The sequence below is a fragment of the Pseudomonas fluorescens genome, assembly GCF_018614655.1.
GTDB lineage: Bacteria > Pseudomonadota > Gammaproteobacteria > Pseudomonadales > Pseudomonadaceae > Aquipseudomonas > Aquipseudomonas fluorescens_BX.
The window spans coordinates 39,506-61,234 of record NZ_JAGGOG010000034.1; the positions used below are offsets into that span (position 1 = coordinate 39,506).

The following is a 21,729-nucleotide window of genomic DNA, read 5'->3' on the forward strand; positions in this document are numbered from 1 at the left end:
TACCTGCCAACAGCATTGGCAGGAATACCACTGATCGAATAACAGGTCAGCTAGGATTCTTTTTACTGAATTCCATCCCCACCGCCACCACCTGGTTGACGCCTCGGCTGGTTCCTAACGCCTGGTACACGCTGCGCCCCACCTCCGGCAGCCCCAAACATGCCCTTCATGTTATCGACCATGCCGCCCATCAGGTTCGCTCCTTCACGACCACCCAGGAACGAAATGACATAATCAGCCAAGGATGCTTGCAGCCCAAAAATCCGGGTGACACCAAAGGTTGCAAGGCGTGCATAGATCATCAACCAACCAATCATCTTGAACAGCCCGACAATCGAGTCAGCATTGGCATTGGCCAGGGCCGACGCGAACATCAGGTTGAGAATTGTCCCTCCGGCCGCTGCAGTCACTGCGGCGAAGAAAAAGCCCAGAACCATCAATGGAGGCCGCAGCTGCATGTCGATCAAGAAGATGTAGCCATAAGCACTGCGGCTGCCCTTATCCTCTTCAGCCCCCAAGTGCGTTGCAGCCCACATCGGTCCAGCGGCACACCCCACCAACACACTAACCAACCAGTTAAACACTCCAGTCATCCAGAATAAAAAGGGTACGGCCGGCAGAAAGATTGCCAACGAAAAACCGATGGCCATCAACGCAAACATGATGAAGTAGAACATCGGTGCCAAAGCACCCATCACGTCTTTAAATACCGCCCCTACATCCACTGCAAATATTTTGGAGCCCCAGCCAAGCGGTGAGTTACTGGCCGATGATGCTGCCGCCCAAGTCACTGCATATCCGGCCATCAGGGCCTCAGTGGCTCCCAGCGTAACGTCACCGACTTCCTGCATCTTGATAAGCGGATTTACTTGGTTGGAAAAATCCGCCTCTGTGCCAAACTTTGCAGTAGCAAACGTACTAGTTAGCCTCTGCATTGGGGACTTGAAAACACCAACAAACACCGCGTTCGGATCAGCCGCAGTGGCAGCGGCACCATCATCCTTAGCCATCTGTGTTCCTAGAGGCGCAGTGTAGGTACTGTTTTGTACCTGTGCCTTGTAGGCCCCGAAAACCTGGTTGTACAGGTCGCCAGTGCCATGCTCACCCAACCCACTCATCCCAGTCACAATTGGTGTAGCCGTGGCGACATCGTTGGTCTTGCTATTGGCTGTGGCGAAGGTGTGATACCAACTGCCCAAGGCGACCCAGCCACTGCTTTTGATCTGACTCGATAGCTGGCTTTGCAGCGTGTCCTTGAAGTCGATCTTGGTCAGCGCCTGGTTGACCGTGTTTTCATATTCAGCGGCCGCGTTCTGTATCTGCGTCTCGACGTCCTGGAAACTGCCCACGTCCTGGTCACGTTTGCTCAGGTAGGTATCCACAAATGCCCGTGCGGCCTGATCCAATGTGCCCTGCATCGTGTCCAGAGCTTGGCGTTGTGCTGTGATGACGCCATTCGTGTCCACTTCACTGTCGAACAGTAGATTCCAGGTACCAGTACGCCCAGTGTTGGGCGTTTTAGCCGACCCACACACGGCGCTGCCATTACCAGTGTCGTATTGGCCGTTACCACCCTTAGTGGTCATCAACGGTGTGTCGGCCTCCCCATCAGCGTACATCGATTGCAATTCACGGTTAATTGCGTACTTGCACAGGTTCATCTCAAAGATGCCCCGGGCAGATGAACGAGTAACCGGTGCTGTGGGTTGCGTCACCATCGAATAGCCACTGCTCATCATATCGACGGCTTTATCGGTCAATAGATTCGCACTGCCGATCCCCATCACAGAGGTGGCCCACAGCATGACAAGCTGGGCAAGCGACCAACCCGATGCTGTGGGTAGCAGGGTAATGAACCCCGCGAACGTCATAATCGGATAAAGCGCTGAGCGGCCCCCGTTAAAGACTTGCCCCTGATGCCCGGCCTTCACAACAGTTTTCACCGTAATAGTCAGAAACCAGAACAAGGCCAAGACACTCAAAACCCCATTGATAATGGCAAATAACGAGCCGATTAAAGTAGGTTTTGAAGGGGCGAACGGGCTAAGCACCACGTCACCAAAAATCATCACTAACGCCTGACGTGACAGGTCGTTGGTCTTTTGGGCCGCAGCCGCGATAGTCTGATAATCCACTGTGTCGGCCAGGGCCGGCAGGGAAAAGACCAGCAACAGTCCGACCCACCAAAGTTTATTGGTAAGTTTCATAGAGTTTTCCGTGAGATATGCCGGACCGCGAAAGGGACCGTAGAGGTGAAACAGAAGAAAGGCCGCAAGCCAAAAAGCACGCCGACAAGAAGCAATAAAGAGGTGTTCCCCCTTATCTGTGGTGAGGAGTCACCTCGCAGCTCCCAATGTCAGTACTTGCCGCCCCCAGTGGTTTTCGGTCAGGAAATCCTTGAAGGTGCCCCCCTCGCTCTCGCTGACGCGCCTCTCCTGCAGTTGCCATAAGCGGTAAGTGGTAATCAGCGTTTTCACAAACCCCAGTGCGCCGGCTCCCGTCAGTACCAGAATAGTAATCACGACGCGCAACAGCGTGCTGGAGGGCAGTTCGTGCGCGAGCAGTACTAGGCCCGACAGCACCAATGCCAATCCCCCCCCAATCACCATCAAGCACCACCAGGCGAACCGAATACGCGTGAAGGTGGTGTTTAGCTGCTCAATGGTTCTGCCGCTGCGTGCCACTGCCTGAGCCCAATCCAGCGATTCAGACGGGATGGACTGGTGGTTCAGAAGAGCCCAAGCCTCACGCAGCCGGCCCATAGTCGGTTGCACACCCTGACGATAAATCACGCCCAGGTCCGAGAACGGGTTGATAATCGACAACCCCACGTGCCCGACGCGCTGTAATGGCGTGCTGGGCTTCTTGTCGGTGTCCTGCGTTTTTTCATCGGTGTTACGAGGATCAGTTTTCATGTGCTGTCACTCCGGAACTCATTTTTGAACCCAGCTCTTGAAGCTGCGGAACGTACTTGGCATCTGCCGCCAGGGCTAATTGCTGGCCAGCAATGATGTTGGCCTGACGCTGATCATTTTTAAGGCCCAATTGCAGCCAATTGCCCAAGCTCTGTACTCGCACCAACTCCCGCGTCAGGTTTTCACCGCTCATGGCCTGCAAGTCAGTCTCATAAGCCGTGTTGGCATAACGTCTGCCCACCTCAAAGGCCTCAAACTCGCGCTCGCTCATCACGCCATTTCGTTGCGCTTCCTGACTGCCGGTAGTGGCGAAATATTCAGCCGCTGACGGGCTTTGCAAGGCTTCTTGCAGTGCATCCCTGGTGGCCGGATTGGCCTGACTGGCGGCAATCATGTCCAGTTGAGGTTGCGTGGCCGCGCTCTGAATCGCCTTGTACTGGGTCATCAGCCCCTGATACTCACGCCCTGTGGCTGACTGGATTTCGCCTTTGCCCGGTACCCGGCCACCGTCATGACGTGCGGAATTCTTCATGTAGGCCATCCCCGCATCTATCTGGTCCTGGTTAAAGGTCAGATCAGGCGACTTGCCCACAGCCCCAGCACCATCGAGCAGCGAGCGCATTTCAATGTCTCCACCTGGCAGGCTGGACACGCCCGGGCACAAGTCCGTACCGCCATACTGCGCGGCCTCGCTTTCAGTGCAGTACGCGGCATGCATCGCGGCGCTTCGATATCCACCCTGGCGAGGCGCGACAGGCAACGAGGCAATGGTTTTGCGCACCACCGCACTGCTGACGCCTGATCCCGTAGCCAGAGTAGACGCACCAGAGCGACTCACTTTCCCCACCGTTGCCGCCATTCCGGAAGCGGACTCACTGCAAATACTGTCCGCGACCGTGTACTGCTCTCGGGCACGCTCCAAACGCTCGGTCTGACGCCCGAAAATGTCGGCTTCGCGTTGAGCGCGTGCCGACTCAGTGATGACAGCGACCTGCTTGTCGCTGGCCTGCACAATGGCAGTACCGATTTGCATATCAGTGGTCAGGATTTCAGCCAAGGTGGCTTGAAGCCCTCTCATCGCAGGCATCACCTCTAGAGTGATCGGTATACTGCCATCGACTGTTACCGGCACTACTGCGAACACCTGCTGGCTCACCAGAGCGACAGCCATTGCCGACACTACATAATTTAATTTCATCGTCATTTCCCCTCAAAGGTTATAACCGCGCCGGGTGATCAGTTCATTGGCCAGGGTGCGGATCACGTTGGTTTCGTCCGCCTCACCGGCCTGTTTCTGACGCAACGCTATGAGCTTTTCCGCCGTGCCTTGCGGGAAGTTTTCAGCCAACATGGCACGCGCCGTAGCACCGCCAACGGCCTCGTATAGCAGACGGCGCAAGGCGCTGTCAGTCGGCGATGAGTTCAATGCCCAGAGCTCCAGCGGGCCCAAAGCGTTTTTCAGAATCCGCGCCAAGGTGCCGCCGCCCTTGATCCGAAATACACCCAAAAACGGTACGCCACTGCCATCAGAGGCCGGACCTGAACCGGTGCGCTGAAACGTACGAATCGTCACCTTCGGCACCTTGAAACGGTCGATCAGTAAATGTTCGTCGTCAGGGTCCACTTCCATCATGAAGAGCGAGTTGGCCGAGCGAAGAATGGCGTCGGGGAAGTCGCGCACGTATTGCGAAGACAACACCGTACGCACCCCGAACTTGCGTTGCTCTCGGTCCTGGGTTTCCAACATAGGGAAGATGAAGGGCACCTTAGCGGCGTTGTGCAGTTCGTCGTAGACCTTCGTTTTGACTTCCTGGTCAAGCTGCTCTAATCGGTCTTTATGCAAGGGGTGATAAAGCTTGGGCACCGCCTCCAACAAGGCTTCCTTGTATTGAGGTAGCACAAAGTCACCACCTGCTACCTGACCCGCGAACAAGAACATGATCCCGGTTTTCAAGTGCCCGGACTTGCTGTCATCGCCCATCACATTGTTGAGGTCGATGGCAATCACCCGCGTGCGCGGACTGATCACAAATTGCGTGCGTCCGGCCAGCATCTTGAATTCGTTGGTGGCGTCGGTCATGCATCGGTGCAGGTACTCCAACAGGATTTCCTGACTCTCATCGCGTTGCACGCGACCAAATGCCCCCTGTACGTCTTCATGGTTCAAAAAGCTGGTCATGTCCGCCAGTTCCGGAACCGCCTGAAACTGGGCGCGCTGCGCTTCCTGTACAAACCCTGCCTCAAACAACAAGTCGCGGACCTCATACCAGGTAGTGCTTTCCCACCACTGGGCCGGGTAACGGTCTATCAAACCGCTTTTGTCCAGGGCTGCGTCAACTACAGGTACAACCCCTCGCGTCCAGGCCCGGGGACTGGTTTCAGCATTGGCGGTGTAGGCCATGCTGATGATGCGCTCCAAGATCTGCCGCGTATCACGCTCGTTCGGCGGGTTGCCTGTCGAGGGATCAATGCACATGGCTGTGAGCATGCTGATGATCCAGTTACGCTCATGGGGAATGGGGAAGCGTGCGCCCAACTGAATATCAAACAGGTTGCGGCAGTGTTTGGTGCTGTTTTGCAGCACGATCCCTACGACTTCATCCTTGCGCTCTGGTGGCAGACTATCGCGCAGCAAGGCCACCTGACCCTGCATCGAAAAGCCCTTATCCACGCCGGCGATGAACGGTAACTGCCGCTGGGCGCTGGATACCATTGTGTTCCCCAGGGCATTCAGCAACACCGACTTGCCCAGCCCCGGAGAGCCAACAATCACGTTAGTGAGCTTGTTCTGCTTGCTGGTGGCCAGCCCAACTGGGTACAGCTTGCCATCCAGTGTTGGGAACAAGGCGTTACCGTCATCTTCCCAAGCCGAGGCTGGACGGGTGATCGGCAACAGGTTCAGCGCCTCTGACAGCGGCGGATACAACAGGTGTGGGCCACTGCCTTTGTTGGAAGCAACTAAGGTCGACGCCCAGGCCCGTACCGGGTTACCGAAGGTTTGCGTCACCTCACAAACACCCCAGGACTGAAAGGCCTGGGTAAGCAGCGTCAGATTGCGTGTCACCGTCGCCTTACTATCACCCCAGGTGGACGCCATGATGGTCATCACGCATACCGGTTCTTCCTGCTCGATCCGCGTCAGGGTTTCTATGGAGTTCCACACCGGACGCAGTGCCGGCACAAACGCCATAAAGTCGAGGGTTGATTTCTTAGCCCCCAGCGACTTCAAGCCTCCCGGCATCATGTCCATGCGTACACGCCACGGCACACCACGCGGCACCAATGCTTTCAAGTGGGCAAAGGTCTGCGGGGCCTGCGGCCCGAGGGCCACTGACAAGGTGCCATGCCAGGTGCCATTGATGCACAGCTTGTTGCCGTGGGTTTCCATGTCCTGGTTCATCAGCTGAAAGTTCAGATGCGGTGCCAGGAAAGGTGTGTGGTCACCCCCTTTGCGCACACCGTGCGGGGTGATTGGGTCATCAGGTAACAGGGGTTGCCAGGTGTCACTGGTGCCGTCGCGGTCCACCTGTGAGCGCAAGGCGTGGCCCACGGCGTGTGCATCGAGCAATTCCAGCAACACGCCCTGTCCGTTATCACTGAATGTGCTTTCTATAGCACTCAAAAAGCCATCGTGACGAATTTTCAACCCGGCCATTTCAGCCAACACTGGGTTCTGCCCAAACTTCGCATCCGGGCTCTGGCCGATCAGCTCCTTAAGGCGCTTGTTTTCGTCGACCAGCTCATGCGCCGAGAGTGCTTTGCGCCCCGTGTAACACACCATGTAGCAACGCTCACGCGATATCCATGGGGCCAGCTTCTCAACGTGTTCATCTAAAATAGGTGTCATGTCGATGCCGGTACGCTTCACGGAAACGTATTGGGGAGCCAACAAGCGTTGGACTTCCTTACGGCCCTGCTCGGGGTCATCTTCAAACACCAGACTGATCTTATGCCCGTGCCGGCGATAGTGAGCCGTTAGCGCCTGAGTCATACGCTCAATCCGACCACTCCAGGAATAGGGTTCGCTGATCGCAGCAGCTTCGTCGGTATCACAAAAGCTTCCGGCCACTGCATACACCGTGCAGTAATCACCATCATCGTTGACCATGATGTACGGAGCTTTAAGGCCCGGATGACGGGTCCGGTCATCCTCGGTCAGACGCACAATCGTTTGCTGATCGCAATAATCTGGCAGATCCCGCGATACAGCAAACCGTGAGGTTTCAGTAATCAGGTTTTCAACCCAACGTATCAGGCTCGACATACAAATCACTCCGGGTATAGGTGTCCCAGCTTCGGGAGGTGAGTGCGGCCCCAGCGGTTTTCCCGGTGGGCAGTAACAACGTCAGATCATCAAACATGTCTGGTGGCAAAATCAGGGCACAGCCCGTCAGTCGGGTTTGCAGGGTTAAGCGCTTATGAGGGGGCAGACGTTGTAAGGCCATGGCGTACTCGCCTGCTCGCGCCGTGCCCCATGCCTGCTCAACTTCGCGGCCATGGCGGGCAAGCCAAAGCCATATTCTTTGGCCCTCACGACGCTGGATTTTGTTTCCCGCACGGATGGCTATCAGGGCGCGACGCTGCAGGTGGTGCACGTCGCTCATCGCCATCCCGGGTAAAAAGGCCAGTAGCCCATGGGCCGCCGTTGGGCTGTCCAGGTGTCCGGCCAGGTAACAGAGGGTGCAAACGGCGTGGGAATCGGTGAATCCGGCCCTGGCGCCCTGCCACAGTTTTTCAGTCCACAGCCCACAACAGGTACATCGATCACCGGTGATGGCCACCGGCACCGGCAACTCAGGGTCGCCGCTGATATCAAGCATCAGGGGGGCCAGCGGGGGATGTTCATATTGGATATCGACATCCATAAGCGCTCCTTCTGGATCACTTCAGAATTCGGAAAAGTCGTAGTTTTTTGGCTTGCACGGCTAACCGCCGTCGGTTTGCGTCAGAAATACAACGGCTGAACCGTTGTAGTGCACTTGGTCTGGGCTAAACGACAGAAAGCCCAGGAAGGTTTAAGCTGATGGGTATCTATATTGGAGGTCTCTATGAGCGCCCAACTTTCTCCCATCGTTTCCGAGTTCGAAACGCAGGAACAAGCAGACAGCTACGACCTTTGGTTTCGCGCCAAAGTACAAGAGGCGCTTGATGATCCTCGGCCTAGCATTCCTCATGATGAAGCCATGGCTCTCGTCGAGCAGCGCCTAGCAGCCAAGAGAAAAGCCCGTGCTGGCAGTTAACTGGAAAGTCGTCGCCCTTGACGACCTCGACGAAATCATTGATTACATCGACCAGAGAAACCCAGTAGCAGCCACAGATCTGCACAACATCATCAAGAAGGCCACGGAAGGTCTTTCAGAAACGGCTTATCACTTCAGGTACGGGCGTATTCAAGGAACGCGAGAATGCGTCGTACATCCCAACTACGTTGTGGTCTATCAGGTCAAATCAGGCAGTGTTGATGTTTTACGCGTCTTACATGCCCGCCAGAAATACCCCTAAACCGTAGTCCTGCGATGACTTTGGTCATCGCAGGGTGGTTTCCTTAGCCCACGTCCACCGGCGACAAGCCCACCTGAGCCTGCCCACGCTTGATGATCTGTGGGATCACCACCAGACACACCCCAAACAGGATGGCCCCCACGATGTGACCGGTCTTGATGTGGGGATTGTCTTTCTTGTTCCAGGCTGCAATTACCCCGCCAATCACAGCGAGTACGCCAACAAATTGAGCCCCCGTCAGCGCCGATTTTTGCAACGACTTGGCGCCCTCAGCCGCCGAATCGCCCATACCGGCAAAATCGTCACCTGCAAAAGCCAGTACGGGATTGGCGGCCGCTACGGCCAATAACCCCTTCATCACCCGCTGTCGCAGCCCATCTTTAAAAATGGTGACGCGCACAGCAGCCCACAGCAACCTGTCTTTGGACATGGCCAACTCCTTATTGATTGATCAGTTCGATGTAACGATTAAAGGTGCGCTTAAGCGCGTTAGATTCCCGGCCGGCTTAGAGCATGCCGAGAGACTTTTGCAGGGCGCTCAGCAGATACGGACTGCATACGCAAAAAACGCCCAGGACAAACTTGAGGGTACCGCTGGACACATCCTGACTGGCCGTAAGCCCCGAATGCCCATCCTTGAGCGAGCGCTTCCAGGCGAGCATGCCTTGCAAGGCAAAAAATACGCCCAGCATCCGCACCAGACTCAACACTGCGTTGGCCGCGTCCGCAGCAACACCAAAGGTGCCCACGTCCACGTAGCTGATCGCATCGAAGGTCGCGCCTTGCCAGCCAAACTGGCGAGCCGCAGCGCCGATCATCTGATCGAGGCCTGCCAATCCACCACACAGCAACAACACGGCAATCACCTTGCCGGCGCTCTGCGACTGGCCGGGGGCTTTACGGGCGGCACTGGCATTGGCAGCCAGGTAGGTCAGCGCACCCGTGACGGCAAAAAAACCACCCAGCGTGAACGCCAGATTGACGAAAGACCCCAGCAGGTTGTGGGACAGGTTAACCAACATTTGAATCGCATCATTTCCACCACCCATGGCTCACCTCACCTAAGTGTGCCGGCGCTGGTGTGCACTTCACGGGTTTGAGCATCGATACCGGTCACGGTCACGGTCCCCACTTGATCCCCTGCTTTCACCGCCCAGGTTCTGTCCTGCCAATACACCCAGGCCATGCCGTTTTGCACCGCTTCCACGCGCATACCGCTCAGCGGCGATCGGACACGAGCTGCAGGTTTGGCTGCACGTTGTGTGGATGCCTGTGCAGCGGGTCGCCCCTCCAGGGAAGACAAGCGGGCCGATAGCACACTGAGTTGCGCTTGAGCCTCGGTCAGTTGCTGCTGTTGGAACGTCATTCCCGCCCCTTGAGACTTGACCGTTTCCGACAAGCGTCCGATGGCAGTTCGGTTGGTTTCCGCGTAACTGCGAACACCACCGATCATGGCCGCCACCTCATCTTTAAACTGGCTCCCTCCTGCATTAGAGGTGGTCAGTAACTGGGGTTTCGTTCCAGTCCCTTCGGTGGTAATGGGCTGCTCGTCGTGATCTTCCCGAAAAGCCAACTGATTCACCGAGGGGGTGCTGTCGGGGGCAAACAAGTACCAGCCGGCACCCATCACGATCAGCACAACCCCGATCAGCAAGGGCAATGAAAGCCCCACGATAATCGGACGTCGCCAAACACCATGACCGGCTGATGGGGAAGAAGGTTCCGACACAACCGGCGACACCCTGTCTTCTGCTGTAGCACTAAACTCGCTCATTATTGATTCTCCTGTAGCCTGCGTTGCGCCTCGATCCGCGCCTGCGTCTGCGCACGCCATTGATCCGCAGACTGAGGCTGGGTTGGGGCCTGGGGTTGAGGTTGTGTCGCCATTACTGCCTGAGCCGGAACAGCAGATTGCACCGATTCCCCGTTCCGCCCTGGAGCAATTGCATCGCCGGCATACACGCCGCGCATGAACTGGATTGCTACCACCTGGCCCTTGAACACGTTCACTTGGGTAGCTGGGGTACGGGCGGCATCCGCCGTCAGCACTCTGGCCGCTTGACTCGCGGCGCCGCCAAGAATGGCGCCTGCCACCGCTGTTCCATCCGGCGTTTCAGGTCGTGCAACCTGCGTACTGAACCCATTACTCACCACCTGAGTGTTGGCTTGGGTGTACATGTCGCTGATATTGCCGATACCACCCAGTATTGCCGGCAAGACAATGCGCGACATGTAACGGTGGTTCACCTCGGAGGCCACGTTGGCCAATAGGGTGTCGTCTTGAAGTGCATAGGCATCCACTTTGTAGTTGATACCCTTGAAGGCCATTTCAGTGAAGTGGATGACCACCCCATCGCCCTGCAATCTGGATCCGTCAGGTGCCTTTAACACCGCACCGGCATAGGGCCCGGACAACTTGCCAAGAACCGGCGTGGTGCTGTTGTCGGAATCCACACCGATATCAATAACCCCTGCTCCCCGCCAATACGGTGGCACGACCTCAACGGCGGAGTAAGGCGCATCAGCACCGGACTTCATGGCGGCTGTTTGTAGCCTGGCGCCACCTGGAAGACTTTCACTCCAGCGGGCATAGCTGCTTGTAGCAACCGCCATCGTGCCGCCAGAACCGCTTCCACCGCTCGCCCCCCCGATCACCTCGGCCACCTGCAGGCCGCTGGATCGCTTTTCTTCCTTTACCGTCGGATTGATGCGAGCCAGCAACTTGTTCAATGCCTTCTGACGTGGATCGTCCTTTTGGTCCCCGCTTTTTGAGGTCTGCTGTTGGCTGTTGCTATTGCGTCGGGACGTGGTTTCCTTCTGGGTGGCGGGCTTGGCGACCGATACAGGCGTTGCCACCGCCTGTTGCTCCATCGGGATACTGGCAATAAAGCTGTTGTTTTGGCTTTTAGCCGCTGCGGCCCCGTTCTGGTTGAACTGGTCTAACAACGCACGGTAAGCCGGGCTTTCAGTGCTGTTGGTGCGTGAAGCCACCGACACCCGAGTGAGGTCAAGCCGTGATTGTTCCGGTGGAGGACTGGCGAGCCAGGTCCATAGGAAATAGCTGCCCCCCGCGACAGCTACCACCGACATAGTAATCAGCCCCACAGTAAGTTTTAGGTCACGTTTTGCATCGTTTTCGTTTGCCATGATGATCCGTTACTCCAAGGCCACGTTGAGCGCAGCTGTTTGGCCCATTACCGAGAACGATACGTAGGGCGTTACTGGCAATTTCCATAGGTGAGTGCCGTCTGCCGACGACAACGTTGCCTCGAACTCATCTCGGATATCGGCCCGCGTGCGGATATACAGGTCATCGCCTAATTGCCAGACAGCTGTGTCTGGTACTGTGCCAGTCGTTTTCAGACGCCGGGCTTCCTTGGGGGGAATGCCATCCAGGAAGGCTTGCAATAGGCGGTCATGCAGGCCGATACGGATTTCCGGCGCGGCACCCGGTAGAGCAGCAGGCCCCCGGCCGGGGACGCGCATGTCCAGGCGGCTATCCACTGTCCAGGTGCCCGCTTTGGTATCGGGCTCCCCGCTGGTGACGTTAAGCACAATTGGCACGGCCAGCCCTTCCAGGTAGACAGTGACGTTGCCACTGCTGAAGGGCTTGTTGGCCAGCACTATCATCACAGGACTGTTGGGTATCCAATACGCGGTAAAGTCAGGATTGCCGCTAATAGGCGCTGCACCCAGCTTCCAAGGTGCGCCGGTACTGTCCATCCAGCTCAACGAACTGGGGTAGTTCACGGCAGTGCGTATCAACGGCAAGCTGGCTCCAGGTGACAAATTCACGGTCAGTGCGCTGATCCTTGGCACCACAGTGACCTGCGGTGCGTCGATCGCCTGGTTGATATCCTGGACCTGCCCCCGTAACTGCCGAATCTCTTGCGGGGTCAGGGGTGAGATTGTCTCCCGTGCTTGCTGAAACAGTGCAGACGGCACCGGCGGCGGTAACGGATCGTTGCCCGAAGGCGCCGGGGCTGCTGCGGTTCTGCCTGGATCTGGAGCTGCTGCTGCCGGATTGGGAACGTTGACTGCCGGCGCAGCGGGGGTCAGTGAAACACCCGATACCCAGCCCGAAGGCGCCGCCGTACTGAGCTGAGGCGCAGCTGTGGGTGCAGTTGCCGTAGTTTGCGGTACTGGAGCTGCTGCGGATGCTGTCGGTGCCGCCTGCGGGCTGGCGGTTTCATCCGCCCAGGCGTATCCGCCTGCTGCCAGCCATAAGGCGAGCGCAATAGTGGTTTTCATGGGATTTCCTCGTGACACCGAAGACCGAGCGGTCAACGTGTGTAAAGCATGTCAGTGGCCTGAGCGTTTAATTTTACGGGAACATTACGCTGGGATTAGGCAGGCTAGGACTCACTCGATGGCTATGTTCGAGTTGAGAGTCCCACGCCCTTGTCTGAGAAACCCCCTCGCCTGTGCATAGTTGTCTTGATCGAGCGCCTTCATGACATGCGCCAAACCACTGGCCGCGCGGAGTTTATCTATACGGCCAGCCTTGTAGTCATCGAGAACATGACCGATGAAGGCCATCATGTTTTCACAATCACCAGGGGTCAGCTCTGCGTCTTTTACCATTGCGATGCCTCCTATCAATGCACTTGAGTCACAGGGTTATTTAATCTGTCCCTGCCGGGCAGCCTGCTGCTTTTGCAGTGCAATCGACTCAGCCTGGTTGGCCTGTATCCGCACCAAGGACGCATTGATGGACGCAAGCTGGCGAGTTTGTTGTTCAGTCTGCGAAGGGGATACGCAGCCACCCAGAATCAGCAGCGTCATGGCTGACACCGCAAGAGAGATAGTGATTTTCATGATTGAGTCTTCCGAAATGAGTGTTGAAGAGCCTGAGAATTAGTGGTTGGCTTTTTCAGTCCGATTACGGACCTTTTCGGTCAACGACGCCTGTATTGTCATGCGTTGACGATACAGCGCCACGCCGGTAGCCAATGCAATGACAATCGCGACGAGCCCCACGTCAACGTAACCGCTCAGCTTGCACGCAAACCCCACAACGGTCGCTATAACAAAAACCACTGTTTTTATTGGGGCGACTTCAATGAGAGCGGCATTTAGATCAGGTAGTGTTGGTTTATCAGCATCAACTGGCATGTTATTTCCCCTAGATTTTTATCAATATTTGCTGAGTAGTAAGTGTTGTTGGCTATTCAATTTCCTTTTCATTGAGGTCATTGATAACACCCGTGAATGCAGCGTCAGCACGATCTCGGAACACCACACGCCAAAACATCTGCCATGGATTTATGCCAACGACCGTGAAGGTAAGGACCGTTGAAAGGACTCCTGTGATGGGAGCGGCTCCGCCTCGGCGAAATGCAATCTCGCAGACACAAAAAAGACACGCGGTTTTTATCATTGCGCCCATCACGCTCGCTCCTTGAGCACCCCATACCTTTGGATCATGCAGCGAACGCTTGAACTCCGCCTTTTGTGCTGCTCGTGCTAAGTCCCACCGACGCTGTATTTCTTCCTCGCTTCGCTCATGCACAAATTTGGGCATCACAGCTCCTCGTTTTAATTGGTGTTGCTGGTGATGACCTGGGTCACTTCCAACCCTGCGTTTTTCACCCGCACGTCGGTGCGCTGGATGCGCTGGGTGAAGAAGAAGTGCAACGGCGGGCTGCCAGACTGTTGCCCGTGCAATTTCAGCGTGACCGGGTACTGAAACTCCCACACATACCGCCCGCCCAATTCGCCTTTGCTGCGAATTACCCCGGGGCCCACATCGACCGAAAGGTTCATGCGCTGTTCCTTGACCGCCTTTAGCACGTTCGAAGTCGTCAGGGCCTTGTAGTAGTCCTGGAAACCTACTTCGGAATAGCGCGGTCCGAGGCGGGTCATCTGGTCGCGGTAATGCACAAAGTCCAGGGTGAAGCTCTCGCGGATCGTGTCAGCACCAAACGCGGCCACGTCGCTCATGCCAAATCCAGGCTTATCCAGCGGAATGACCTTGGTAACTCGCCCATTTTCAGTGGTGAAGTACTTCACGTCGGGATTCGCGACTTTCCAGCCAAGAAACCCATTAATGCTCACCGACAACACCAGAGCCGGGCCAAGCCACAGCACGGCCGTCAGACAGCGGTGGGCAAACGCGGCACCAAGCTCCCGTTTTTTATGTGCCCTTACCGCGTGCTTAAAAGTCTCTTCATCCGCCGCCGACACTGTATTGGGCTCGACAGGCGGTTGATCTGCCTGCACCGCGTTATCAGGTAATGAGCTCACAACAAACCTCCTTGAGACCGCCAGGGATCAATGGTGCTAGGGATATGGCTATTGATTTTGTCCACCGCTGCTTGGCATATCTGATCGGCTAACTGGTTCAGCAGATCGGACAGACTCGGGAATGAGGGCAAGCTGATGCTGGTGGTGCGAATACGTGCCAAGCAGTCCTGGAGTTCATCGGAGACAGTGCGCTCACGCTCTGCCCATACATCCGAAGCTCTTTTGGCTTGCTCGTAACCGGCTTGGCTGCCTGCGCTGGCCGCTTGTCCTGAGCGGCAAACCGCTGCATTTCCCACAACTGGCAAGCAGCACAAAGCCGTCAGCAGTGCTGCGCACATGCTTTTCTTGAACATGGTGAGTACCTTTGCTGTTAGCGTTTTTTCTTGCTCACGCCGGGCGTGGATCGCTCGGCTGTGCTGCCGGTGCCGCTGTGGGTGCTGACTTTGGGAGGGTGTTGTCCTCCTTCCAGCGCTCATCAAAGCCCAACCGGGCATGCAAGGCGGGAGGAATCTCGGCAGGCGCATCAAGCTTGGCGATACGCGTTACGTTGTCGCCTTCAAGCTTGAAGGCAATGTTTTCCCGAGAAACTGGCACACCGCCTGAGCGGTTAATGGCATTGCCCGTGCCAATAGGCACAAGCCCCTCTGGTGTAATGGCGTTAAACACCATTGCCGGCGCATCCTGAGTACCCGGCAAGCTAACCAACACATGCTGGAACTCATTGCCTTGACGCACCACACCTTGCAAGTAGGGGCCATCACCGCGCACCAGGAGCATGTCCAAGTGCCCGTCCTGCGACCAACTACTGATTACCGGTTGCCCTGCTGACCTTTTCGGGTCTATCGCCGGACGTTGCGCCGACAGTTCATCCCCTGCCTTTGCACTGCCCTGGCCGTTTGGGGTCATCCAGTACAGGCCTTGAACCGGCGGTGTGGGTACTGGCACGTCCAGTCCAAGCCGGTTAATCACAGTCTGTTGCACTACGGCGAATCGGGCTGCGTCATAAGGAGCCAGTTTTACCCCCTCATCCTGACCGGTACGTACCGTTGCAGCACCCTTCACGGTGAGTGCCCATTGGTTACGATGGGCGCTCTTGTCCTCGTAACGCATCGTGGCGCCTTGCTCATTCTTTACAGGCACCTTGACCACCACCGCCTCTTTACCCAGCCACTGCAATGTCACCAGTTTTCCTGGTTGGACACGGGTTTCGCGCATCAACCCCGCCAGTTCCTTACCCCAAAAGGTCTGCATACCGGTTTTGGTGCGCAGCTTGATATAGGTAGACGGGTCATTGTTTTTGTCAAAGTGGTACGGTGCTGTTCCGCACTCCATCACCTTCCCAACGACGCGATCTTTTGCCTTTTCAGCGGGTTGATGAATCTCCGCAGAAAGCCCTTGAGGCTGGGCAACGACATTTTCAGGTCCAGGCTCAGCCACTCGATTTGGTGCGGCAGGCTGTGATGCGATGGCCATCTTTTCAACCTCAAGCACCGGCGCCGTTTGAGGTTGTGCTGGTACCGGCTCTGGCACCGGTTCGCTATGCTGAGTAGGAGCCGGACCGAATGCCGGCGGCGCCTCACCGGCAATAGCATCGGGCACTACAGGTTCTGCCGTCAGAGCTTTACGAGCATCATTCAGCAATGCCCGTTGAACGGGGTTTTTCATCTCAACGTTGATTTGATGCTGCGCAATCAAGCCGATCGCCTTGGCCTTGAACTCGTCACTGCCGGTCAGTTCGATGCTGCCTCGATAAAACTGCGCGGCCATAAGCAGGGCCGCGATGATTTTTTCATCATGTTGACCTGCCCCTGTGGCCATTTCCAAACGGTTGCCACGGTCCACAAACGCAGGTTCGCCATCAAGCGTATATAGGGTCTGGCTGTCGCTTTGCTTCTCCCAGGCAATCCGCGTCAACAACGCGTCCTTGTCGATGTGACTGGCCTGTGGTTCAACCTCCGTTCCGCTGGGTCGTAGCGCACCCACCAGGATTGCATCCACTTCGCTCCCAGCGGCCGGCGATGTTTCATTGCCGGTTTCGCTTGATGGCCGGAACGCCGGAACCGGATCATCAGAAGCCGCAGGGTCCGCTTGCTCCAGAGTTTGTGCTGACGGCGCTGGCTCCAGGACCATGCTCAATTGCTCCTCGGCTCGCCGTTGTGAACGCGTCGTTTCATCAGCGACAGGCACTGGCTCCGGTTTTACTTCGACAGCTGCAGGTTCGCCGTTGTGAGTGAAAGCCAGCGGCGCCGGTGCTGCTATAACTGGTGACTCCGGTTCAACCGGGGCCGTTGGCTGCTCGGCCTGTGGTTGTGGCTGGAAGCGCTCTAGGTCAATCGTGGCCGGTTCACCGTTGTGAGTGAAGGACAGCAGCGTGGGCACTCCTTTCTTCTCTGCGTCCATCTCAATTGAGCCTCGCACAGCGGCTTTTTGATCCTCCATGTCGATTGATATTTCGCGATGCATCTGAGCGCCGTCATAGATGGTCTGCACCTCTCCACCAGGGTACAGAGTCGTATAAATTGGGGTACTGCCGCCTTGAGGATCGGTGTAGTCAATTTCCAGGTTGGACACGTCGTAAGGCAGATCAAGATGGGGCACATAACCATGGCGCTCTGCTTCTGCCTTCAATGCCACCCAGCTATCAATTATTGAATGACCACCGCCAGACTTGGCGATGTCTTCCGCCAGCAATGTCGCGACTTCAAGGGAAAGAGATTGCCCCGCCTGATTTTCCAGCTGCAAGTGCTGGGCTGTTTTAACTGACGGTACTGAATTACCACCGCCAGACTTGACCTGGTCCTCCAGCAACTCTGCGGCCACTTCAGGGGAGAACTCCGACACTGACTGGCTCACACCCAAAGACGCCGGTTGGCCCATATGGGTGAAGGTCAGCGGCGCCGGGACGACCGGTAATTCCAGTTCAACCTGTGCCGCTGGTGGTTCGACCTGCGGTTGCGGCTGGAAACGCTCAAGGTCAATCGTGGCCGGCTCGCCGTTGTGGGTGAAGGTCAACGGCTGTGGAGCCGCGGGTGGTAATACGGAGTCTACAAGGGCTGAGGTTGCAGCCGGTTCTAGAGCAGCTTTCTCTTCCTGCATGGTGGGCACCTCATTTTCATGGGCCAATACCGGGCCAATCTGGCTGCGCAGGGCATCCAGACCTCGGGATTGGTGAAGGTCGTTAAAGTCGGTCAGGCCAAGGGCCTTTTCTTCATCAGTGAATGCGGGGTACAGCACCTGACCGCCGACCTGCTCAGCCGCCGCAGTGGCCATCAACAACCCCTTGTTCTGCTCTTTGGCGTGATCGAGGTCCGCCAAGAACACATGCCGGTTATCAGGCAGTTGCTCATGCAAAACCTTGGCGACGGCCACCATATTTCCGGCATCAATGGTCATCACCACCGGGAGGCCCGTGGCGAGGTTCACGCTGCGCGCCGTGGCGTAGCCCTCGGCATACAGCACCGGTTGGCCAGGGGTCAGTGAGCCACCCACAACCAGAAAGTGCCCTTGCTTGGGCGCGTCTTTAAAGAGGTACTTTTCCCCATCCGGGGGGATGTACTGCAGGGTTTTGAACGTTCCCGAGGCATTAAAAAACGGCACCACCAGGGCGCCGTTTCTTGTTTGGCGTAGGTCGGGCGTAGGGGGTATTCCCTTACGCACCAGGTACGGGTGCGCCGGGTCTGCTCCAGGCAATCGGTCATAGAGCCTTTTGGCAGCAAGGGTTTGCTGGGCATACAGTTGCTCACGCACTCGCACGGCATCCTCCTGCGACTGGCGAGCGGCGGCGCGGATATGCAGACGTGCCATGGGGTCAGATTCTCCACCCTTGGCGCTCCAGTTAGTCACTGACTTTTCTGTTTCGGCCCGGTGATAGTTGATAAACCATCCACCAGGTCGACGATCCAGAAACCCACGGTACACGCCGCTTTTATTGCCTTTTTTGTCTTCTACAGTGGCTACGCGATGCCGCTGGCCGTCCATCACCGGCATCCCTTGAATCACTAGCCCCTCCCGGGTCAATGCATCCAAAAACTCAGCCTCTGGATCACCGCCGCCCGACCGAATGCTTGTATCGGGTAGCCACTGCGCAACACGGTCAAGGTCTGCTCCCGGACGGGCAAACCACAAGCTGGACTCTTTATCCCATCCGATTGCTGACTGGCCGTTTTCAAGTTTTCCAGCTGCAACCCGGGCAGCCTCACGCGCGTCATGGGGCACAGCCAGCCAAACCGGGTACTCGGAGGTGTTGGGGGTGGTCTCTAATTTGAACTGGGCATCGTCCGACGCCGGAAAGATCTGCTGTGACCGACTGCGATCATGCAGGCCCTCGGCAACCATTGTAGTGACGTTGATGAGGTCGCGGATCTGCATGGGGCGGGAGCGCTCGATGCAGGTCTCACGAAAAGATTGAGCGCCTCCAATGGCGTTGCGGTACGCAAGCGACTCGATATCCTCACAAGCAAAGGCAAACACTTCCTCAGCTTTGCGCGAGTCGCTGATTCCAGGGTAAAGCTGATCGACCTTAGCCCAAATACCGGCTGTGCTTGGCTCGTTGCGAGCCTCAATAATCCCGTCTAGGACTGCTCGTTTTTCGGCGGGGTTGAAGGTATTGATTCCAAAGTGTCCAAGGACTTCGTGCCTAAGAGATCTTTTAAACTCTTCGTCCGAACCAAAATTGGAAGTGGCGAAAAGGACTCGTCCTCCTCCTGGATGAAATGAACCGAGGATTGTTCCTGCGGCTTCTCGGGTTGCATGCGGTCCATACAGTTCCTCCTGGGTTTCTCTGAGTTTGTAGCCAAGGCTGGACGCTACTGGGTAAGTAGCACAGAAATCTATTACGAGTGCCTTGGCATCATCAATGGATAATGTCATTCATCATGCCTCCGTTATTTACTCCCAGAGCAATATCTGCGCTCTTGCTCAATCCCCTTCGGTAAAACGCCGGTACCACCAAGGCCGACCGGACAACCGTTTACCGCGCATCAAGTAGGTCAATCGGGTGACCAGCACCTTGAGCGTCCAGCCGAATAGCGACAGCAGCCGAAAGCCGCCAATAATGGCGCTGATAACAAAAATCGTATTCAGCGATGGGAAGCGAAACCACACCAGGTACAGCAAGAACAACGGTGCTGGAATGCCATAAACATTGAGAGGGCGTGAGGCGTTGCGCCAATAGCCCGGTTGCAGAAAGTCTTGTTGATCAGCCATAGGTGGCTCCTTCGTTGTAAAGGCTTACGCGATCCGCGTTAGCCTGATTCGTGATCCCCCTTCCCCGCCGGTGCAAATTCAGGGAATTCAGCCAGCAATGCTGTGTTGCCCTTGGCGATCTGCTCCATCACCGCCAGGGTGATGTGTTCACGCACCACTCCGGTCGAGACGAAATACATGGCCCAGGCTTGTTCTGGCGTGCAATGGATGATCTGTTCTTCAACGGCCTTGTAGGCTTTGTATTCGTCCGACTCCAAGTAGCATTGGCAATCGTCTTCACACATGATGTTTCTCCTTCCCTAGAACCTCGGTGACAACTCTTTAGTAGGTCGACTGATAAGGCTGACCCTGCTCCCAACGTGATTGCCAATGTTCCAAATAAACGCTGGCCACCGCAGGAAAGCCCCACAGCACCAACGCGTTCTCGCTGTTGGCCTTGGCTGCCGAGGTTGAGTAGTTAAACGAGCCGGTTTCCACGTTCTGCCCGTCGCTGATGATCACTTTGTCGTGCTGGATCTTGTACGCGGCATTCGTTCGCAGCCCGATTCCCGCATTGACCAACAGGTTCATGGCAGCGCGGCTTGCCCTGTTTTCGTTGCCATGTGCGTCAAGTACAACCTGGACATCAACACCACGTTTTTGCGCGGCGATCAGGGCCTTAACGACTTTGGGCGACGTGAAGCTGTAGCCCATCAAGCGGATCTGCTGCTGGGCATCCTGGATCACATTGAGTACCAGTTGCTCAGCGCTTCCTTCCGGAGAGAAGCCGACCTGTATCTCTGCCGCGTGAGCCGTTAACACCAGGTTAAACAGCAACGTTGAGAACATCAGGCCTCGACTGATCGGGCGTGTTAGCACCGATAAGCAGCTCATGATCTGTCTCGCTTTTCCAGTTCGCGCAACTGAGAGGCCGACATGGCCACCGCCAGTTCGCGCCGGTCAATCCGGTCGCCCTGATAAAGCTGCCAGGCATGATCGGCAAAGCGCCGTTGCTCACTACGAATAATCCCGTCGATATGCTGACCCCACTGGGTGTAGGGCATACCGGCCAGTTGGGCACGCAGAGGATCGTCGAACAGGATGTATTCGCGCACCGCCTGACGCTTGCCGTCCGTAGTACGCAGTAGCTTTTGCACAACGATGTACTGCAGTACTCCCAGTAGATCGCGGGCCGTCGCTTCACGCATTTCAGACGGCACCATCGTCAGGCACCGGGGGATGGCTTCGCCGGGTGAGTGGATGTGCAAGGTGCTGAGATTGAAGTGACCCAACTGGCCCGCGAGAACGCCCGCCTGAAAGGTCTCCAAGTCCCGCATTTCCCCTACGCCAATAATCGACGGAGCGCGGCGCAGATGCGCCCGTATGCCTTCGGCATAGCTCGGCACGTCACGACCGATCTGCAACTGAGTCGGGAGCAATACATCACCCTGGCGCCCAAGAACGAACTCAATAGGGTCCTCAGTTGTGGTCACTTTCCGGTCAGGGTCCGTGTCCAGGCAGTAGCGATAGATCGATGCTGCCAAGGTGCTTTTGCCCGATCCGGTAATCCCACCGATCAGCCCTAATCCACTGGCCGGCAACAACGCCTCGAAAAGATCGTCCTCAAGGCCAAGCTGCGGCAGCGGTGTGATATCAGAGGGAATAACACGCATCGTCAGGGCAATGGTGGTATCCAACCGCCCGGCGGTGGCCTGTACGAAGTTGCAACGAAAGCGCAATCGCTCCCCGCGTTCCAGACCGTAGCGCTGGTACATGTCACCATCCAGTTGCAATGCGCGGTCTACAGGCCGCCCGCCCCGCACTGTCGCCCGGATTTCCGGGTTGAACACCTCATCGCTTGGACAAGGTGTCATCTGCCAGC

At 56.6% G+C, this 21,729-nt stretch carries 23 protein-coding genes; 2 read left to right on the plus strand and 21 right to left on the minus strand.

What is annotated here, in order from left to right:
* Window positions 1-62 precede the first annotated feature (62 nt).
* The 5 genes from J7E41_RS26475 to J7E41_RS26495 all read right to left on the minus strand — a co-directional run bounded on the left by J7E41_RS26475 (window position 63) and on the right by J7E41_RS26495 (window position 7,780).
* Window positions 63-2,207 carry a DotA/TraY family protein gene (locus J7E41_RS26475; protein WP_214997205.1) on the minus strand — a complete coding sequence of 715 codons (2,145 nt, stop codon included), beginning with the start codon at window positions 2,205-2,207 and terminating at the stop codon, window positions 63-65.
* A 129-nt stretch (window positions 2,208-2,336) separates the two neighbouring features.
* Entirely contained in the window at window positions 2,337-2,915 is a 579-nt protein-coding gene (gene traX, locus J7E41_RS26480) for a conjugal transfer protein TraX (RefSeq protein ID WP_214997206.1), read from the minus strand.
* Entirely contained in the window at window positions 2,905-4,113 is a 1,209-nt protein-coding gene (gene traW / locus J7E41_RS26485) for a conjugal transfer protein TraW (RefSeq protein ID WP_214997207.1), read from the minus strand. Before traW ends, traX begins: the two co-directional genes overlap by 11 nt.
* A 12-nt stretch (window positions 4,114-4,125) precedes the next feature.
* Window positions 4,126-7,179 (minus strand): ATP-binding protein, encoded by a 3,054-nt coding sequence (locus J7E41_RS26490; RefSeq protein ID WP_214997208.1) that lies wholly within the window; start codon window positions 7,177-7,179, stop codon window positions 4,126-4,128.
* Entirely contained in the window at window positions 7,154-7,780 is a 627-nt protein-coding gene (locus J7E41_RS26495) for a conjugal transfer protein TraT (RefSeq protein ID WP_214997209.1), read from the minus strand. Before J7E41_RS26495 ends, J7E41_RS26490 begins: the two co-directional genes overlap by 26 nt.
* Before the next feature lie 183 nt (window positions 7,781-7,963).
* Between J7E41_RS26495 and relB the strand changes: the two genes are divergently transcribed.
* Both relB and J7E41_RS26505 read left to right on the plus strand, forming a co-directional pair.
* A complete protein-coding gene (relB, locus tag J7E41_RS26500; RefSeq protein WP_048402787.1) occupies window positions 7,964-8,155 on the plus strand; it encodes a type II toxin-antitoxin system RelB family antitoxin in 192 nt (63 codons plus the stop codon).
* Complete coding sequence (locus tag J7E41_RS26505) at window positions 8,142-8,417, plus strand: type II toxin-antitoxin system RelE/ParE family toxin (RefSeq protein ID WP_198831286.1); 276 nt, start codon at window positions 8,142-8,144, stop codon at window positions 8,415-8,417. The genes relB and J7E41_RS26505 overlap by 14 nt, the downstream gene beginning before the upstream one ends.
* Window positions 8,418-8,460: 43 nt before the next feature.
* On the opposite strand, the gene J7E41_RS26510 is transcribed toward J7E41_RS26505, so the two are convergent.
* From J7E41_RS26510 to traJ, 16 genes are all read right to left on the minus strand, one after another.
* Window positions 8,461-8,847 carry a DUF6750 family protein gene (locus J7E41_RS26510; RefSeq protein WP_214997210.1) on the minus strand — a complete coding sequence of 129 codons (387 nt, stop codon included), beginning with the start codon at window positions 8,845-8,847 and terminating at the stop codon, window positions 8,461-8,463.
* A gap of 76 nt (window positions 8,848-8,923) precedes the next feature.
* On the minus strand, window positions 8,924-9,466 hold the full coding sequence (gene traQ / locus J7E41_RS26515) for a conjugal transfer protein TraQ (protein ID WP_214997211.1): 543 nt from the start codon (window positions 9,464-9,466) through the stop codon (window positions 8,924-8,926).
* Window positions 9,467-9,474: 8 nt separating this feature from the next.
* Window positions 9,475-10,191 (minus strand): conjugal transfer protein TraP, encoded by a 717-nt coding sequence (gene traP, locus J7E41_RS26520; protein WP_214997212.1) that lies wholly within the window; start codon window positions 10,189-10,191, stop codon window positions 9,475-9,477.
* Complete coding sequence (traO, locus tag J7E41_RS26525; RefSeq protein WP_214997213.1) at window positions 10,191-11,564, minus strand: conjugal transfer protein TraO; 1,374 nt, start codon at window positions 11,562-11,564, stop codon at window positions 10,191-10,193. The genes traP and traO overlap by 1 nt, the downstream gene beginning before the upstream one ends.
* 9 nt (window positions 11,565-11,573) lie before the next feature.
* A complete protein-coding gene (locus J7E41_RS26530) occupies window positions 11,574-12,668 on the minus strand; it encodes a DotH/IcmK family type IV secretion protein (protein WP_214997214.1) in 1,095 nt (364 codons plus the stop codon).
* Between the two features lie 111 nt (window positions 12,669-12,779).
* Window positions 12,780-13,001: a hypothetical protein gene (locus J7E41_RS26535; protein ID WP_214997215.1), complete on the minus strand. Its 222-nt coding sequence runs from the start codon at window positions 12,999-13,001 to the stop codon at window positions 12,780-12,782.
* A 36-nt stretch (window positions 13,002-13,037) separates the two neighbouring features.
* The gene (locus tag J7E41_RS26540) at window positions 13,038-13,235 is read right to left on the minus strand and encodes a hypothetical protein (RefSeq protein WP_214997216.1); all 198 of its coding nucleotides are present in this window, start codon (window positions 13,233-13,235) and stop codon (window positions 13,038-13,040) included.
* A gap of 39 nt (window positions 13,236-13,274) precedes the next feature.
* Window positions 13,275-13,532: a hypothetical protein gene (locus J7E41_RS26545; protein WP_214997217.1), complete on the minus strand. Its 258-nt coding sequence runs from the start codon at window positions 13,530-13,532 to the stop codon at window positions 13,275-13,277.
* 52 nt (window positions 13,533-13,584) lie between these two features.
* Entirely contained in the window at window positions 13,585-13,941 is a 357-nt protein-coding gene (locus J7E41_RS26550) for a hypothetical protein (RefSeq protein ID WP_214997218.1), read from the minus strand.
* A gap of 14 nt (window positions 13,942-13,955) precedes the next feature.
* Window positions 13,956-14,663 carry a DotI/IcmL/TraM family protein gene (locus J7E41_RS26555; protein WP_214997219.1) on the minus strand — a complete coding sequence of 236 codons (708 nt, stop codon included), beginning with the start codon at window positions 14,661-14,663 and terminating at the stop codon, window positions 13,956-13,958.
* A complete protein-coding gene (locus J7E41_RS26560; protein WP_082149452.1) occupies window positions 14,660-15,016 on the minus strand; it encodes a conjugal transfer protein in 357 nt (118 codons plus the stop codon). Before J7E41_RS26560 ends, J7E41_RS26555 begins: the two co-directional genes overlap by 4 nt.
* A gap of 34 nt (window positions 15,017-15,050) precedes the next feature.
* Window positions 15,051-19,532: an LPD7 domain-containing protein gene (locus tag J7E41_RS26565; RefSeq protein WP_214997220.1), complete on the minus strand. Its 4,482-nt coding sequence runs from the start codon at window positions 19,530-19,532 to the stop codon at window positions 15,051-15,053.
* Window positions 19,533-19,580: 48 nt separating this feature from the next.
* Window positions 19,581-19,868 carry an IcmT/TraK family protein gene (icmT, locus tag J7E41_RS26570; protein ID WP_048402798.1) on the minus strand — a complete coding sequence of 96 codons (288 nt, stop codon included), beginning with the start codon at window positions 19,866-19,868 and terminating at the stop codon, window positions 19,581-19,583.
* 38 nt (window positions 19,869-19,906) lie between these two features.
* Entirely contained in the window at window positions 19,907-20,152 is a 246-nt protein-coding gene (locus J7E41_RS26575; protein WP_214997221.1) for a hypothetical protein, read from the minus strand.
* 37 nt (window positions 20,153-20,189) lie between these two features.
* Window positions 20,190-20,741 (minus strand): phospholipase D family protein, encoded by a 552-nt coding sequence (locus J7E41_RS26580; protein WP_214997222.1) that lies wholly within the window; start codon window positions 20,739-20,741, stop codon window positions 20,190-20,192.
* Window positions 20,738-21,729, minus strand: a 992-nt coding sequence (traJ, locus tag J7E41_RS26585) for a plasmid transfer ATPase TraJ (protein WP_251029704.1), incomplete at its 5' end; no start/stop codon positions are given. The genes J7E41_RS26580 and traJ, both read right to left, overlap by 4 nt.

What these genes read in the sequence shown, in the direction of transcription:
- traW (WP_214997207.1), bottom strand. Translation starts at nt 4,113, where the DNA reads ATGAAATTAAATTATGTAGTGTCGGCAATGGCTGTCGCTCTGGTGAGC.
- icmT (WP_048402798.1), bottom strand. Translation starts at nt 19,868, where the DNA reads ATGGCTGATCAACAAGACTTTCTGCAACCGGGCTATTGGCGCAACGCC.
- J7E41_RS26565 (WP_214997220.1), bottom strand. Translation starts at nt 19,532, where the DNA reads ATGACATTATCCATTGATGATGCCAAGGCACTCGTAATAGATTTCTGT.
- traQ (WP_214997211.1), bottom strand. Translation starts at nt 9,466, where the DNA reads ATGGGTGGTGGAAATGATGCGATTCAAATGTTGGTTAACCTGTCCCAC.
- J7E41_RS26530 (WP_214997214.1), bottom strand. Translation starts at nt 12,668, where the DNA reads ATGAAAACCACTATTGCGCTCGCCTTATGGCTGGCAGCAGGCGGATAC.
- J7E41_RS26535 (WP_214997215.1), bottom strand. Translation starts at nt 13,001, where the DNA reads ATGGTAAAAGACGCAGAGCTGACCCCTGGTGATTGTGAAAACATGATG.
- J7E41_RS26545 (WP_214997217.1), bottom strand. Translation starts at nt 13,532, where the DNA reads ATGCCAGTTGATGCTGATAAACCAACACTACCTGATCTAAATGCCGCT.
- relB (WP_048402787.1), top strand. Translation starts at nt 7,964, where the DNA reads ATGAGCGCCCAACTTTCTCCCATCGTTTCCGAGTTCGAAACGCAGGAA.
- J7E41_RS26580 (WP_214997222.1), bottom strand. Translation starts at nt 20,741, where the DNA reads ATGAGCTGCTTATCGGTGCTAACACGCCCGATCAGTCGAGGCCTGATG.
- J7E41_RS26550 (WP_214997218.1), bottom strand. Translation starts at nt 13,941, where the DNA reads ATGCCCAAATTTGTGCATGAGCGAAGCGAGGAAGAAATACAGCGTCGG.
- J7E41_RS26540 (WP_214997216.1), bottom strand. Translation starts at nt 13,235, where the DNA reads ATGAAAATCACTATCTCTCTTGCGGTGTCAGCCATGACGCTGCTGATT.
- J7E41_RS26560 (WP_082149452.1), bottom strand. Translation starts at nt 15,016, where the DNA reads ATGTTCAAGAAAAGCATGTGCGCAGCACTGCTGACGGCTTTGTGCTGC.
- J7E41_RS26495 (WP_214997209.1), bottom strand. Translation starts at nt 7,780, where the DNA reads ATGGATGTCGATATCCAATATGAACATCCCCCGCTGGCCCCCCTGATG.
- J7E41_RS26490 (WP_214997208.1), bottom strand. Translation starts at nt 7,179, where the DNA reads ATGTCGAGCCTGATACGTTGGGTTGAAAACCTGATTACTGAAACCTCA.
- J7E41_RS26575 (WP_214997221.1), bottom strand. Translation starts at nt 20,152, where the DNA reads ATGTGTGAAGACGATTGCCAATGCTACTTGGAGTCGGACGAATACAAA.
- traO (WP_214997213.1), bottom strand. Translation starts at nt 11,564, where the DNA reads ATGGCAAACGAAAACGATGCAAAACGTGACCTAAAACTTACTGTGGGG.
- traX (WP_214997206.1), bottom strand. Translation starts at nt 2,915, where the DNA reads ATGAAAACTGATCCTCGTAACACCGATGAAAAAACGCAGGACACCGAC.
- traP (WP_214997212.1), bottom strand. Translation starts at nt 10,191, where the DNA reads ATGAGCGAGTTTAGTGCTACAGCAGAAGACAGGGTGTCGCCGGTTGTG.
- J7E41_RS26475 (WP_214997205.1), bottom strand. Translation starts at nt 2,207, where the DNA reads ATGAAACTTACCAATAAACTTTGGTGGGTCGGACTGTTGCTGGTCTTT.
- J7E41_RS26510 (WP_214997210.1), bottom strand. Translation starts at nt 8,847, where the DNA reads ATGTCCAAAGACAGGTTGCTGTGGGCTGCTGTGCGCGTCACCATTTTT.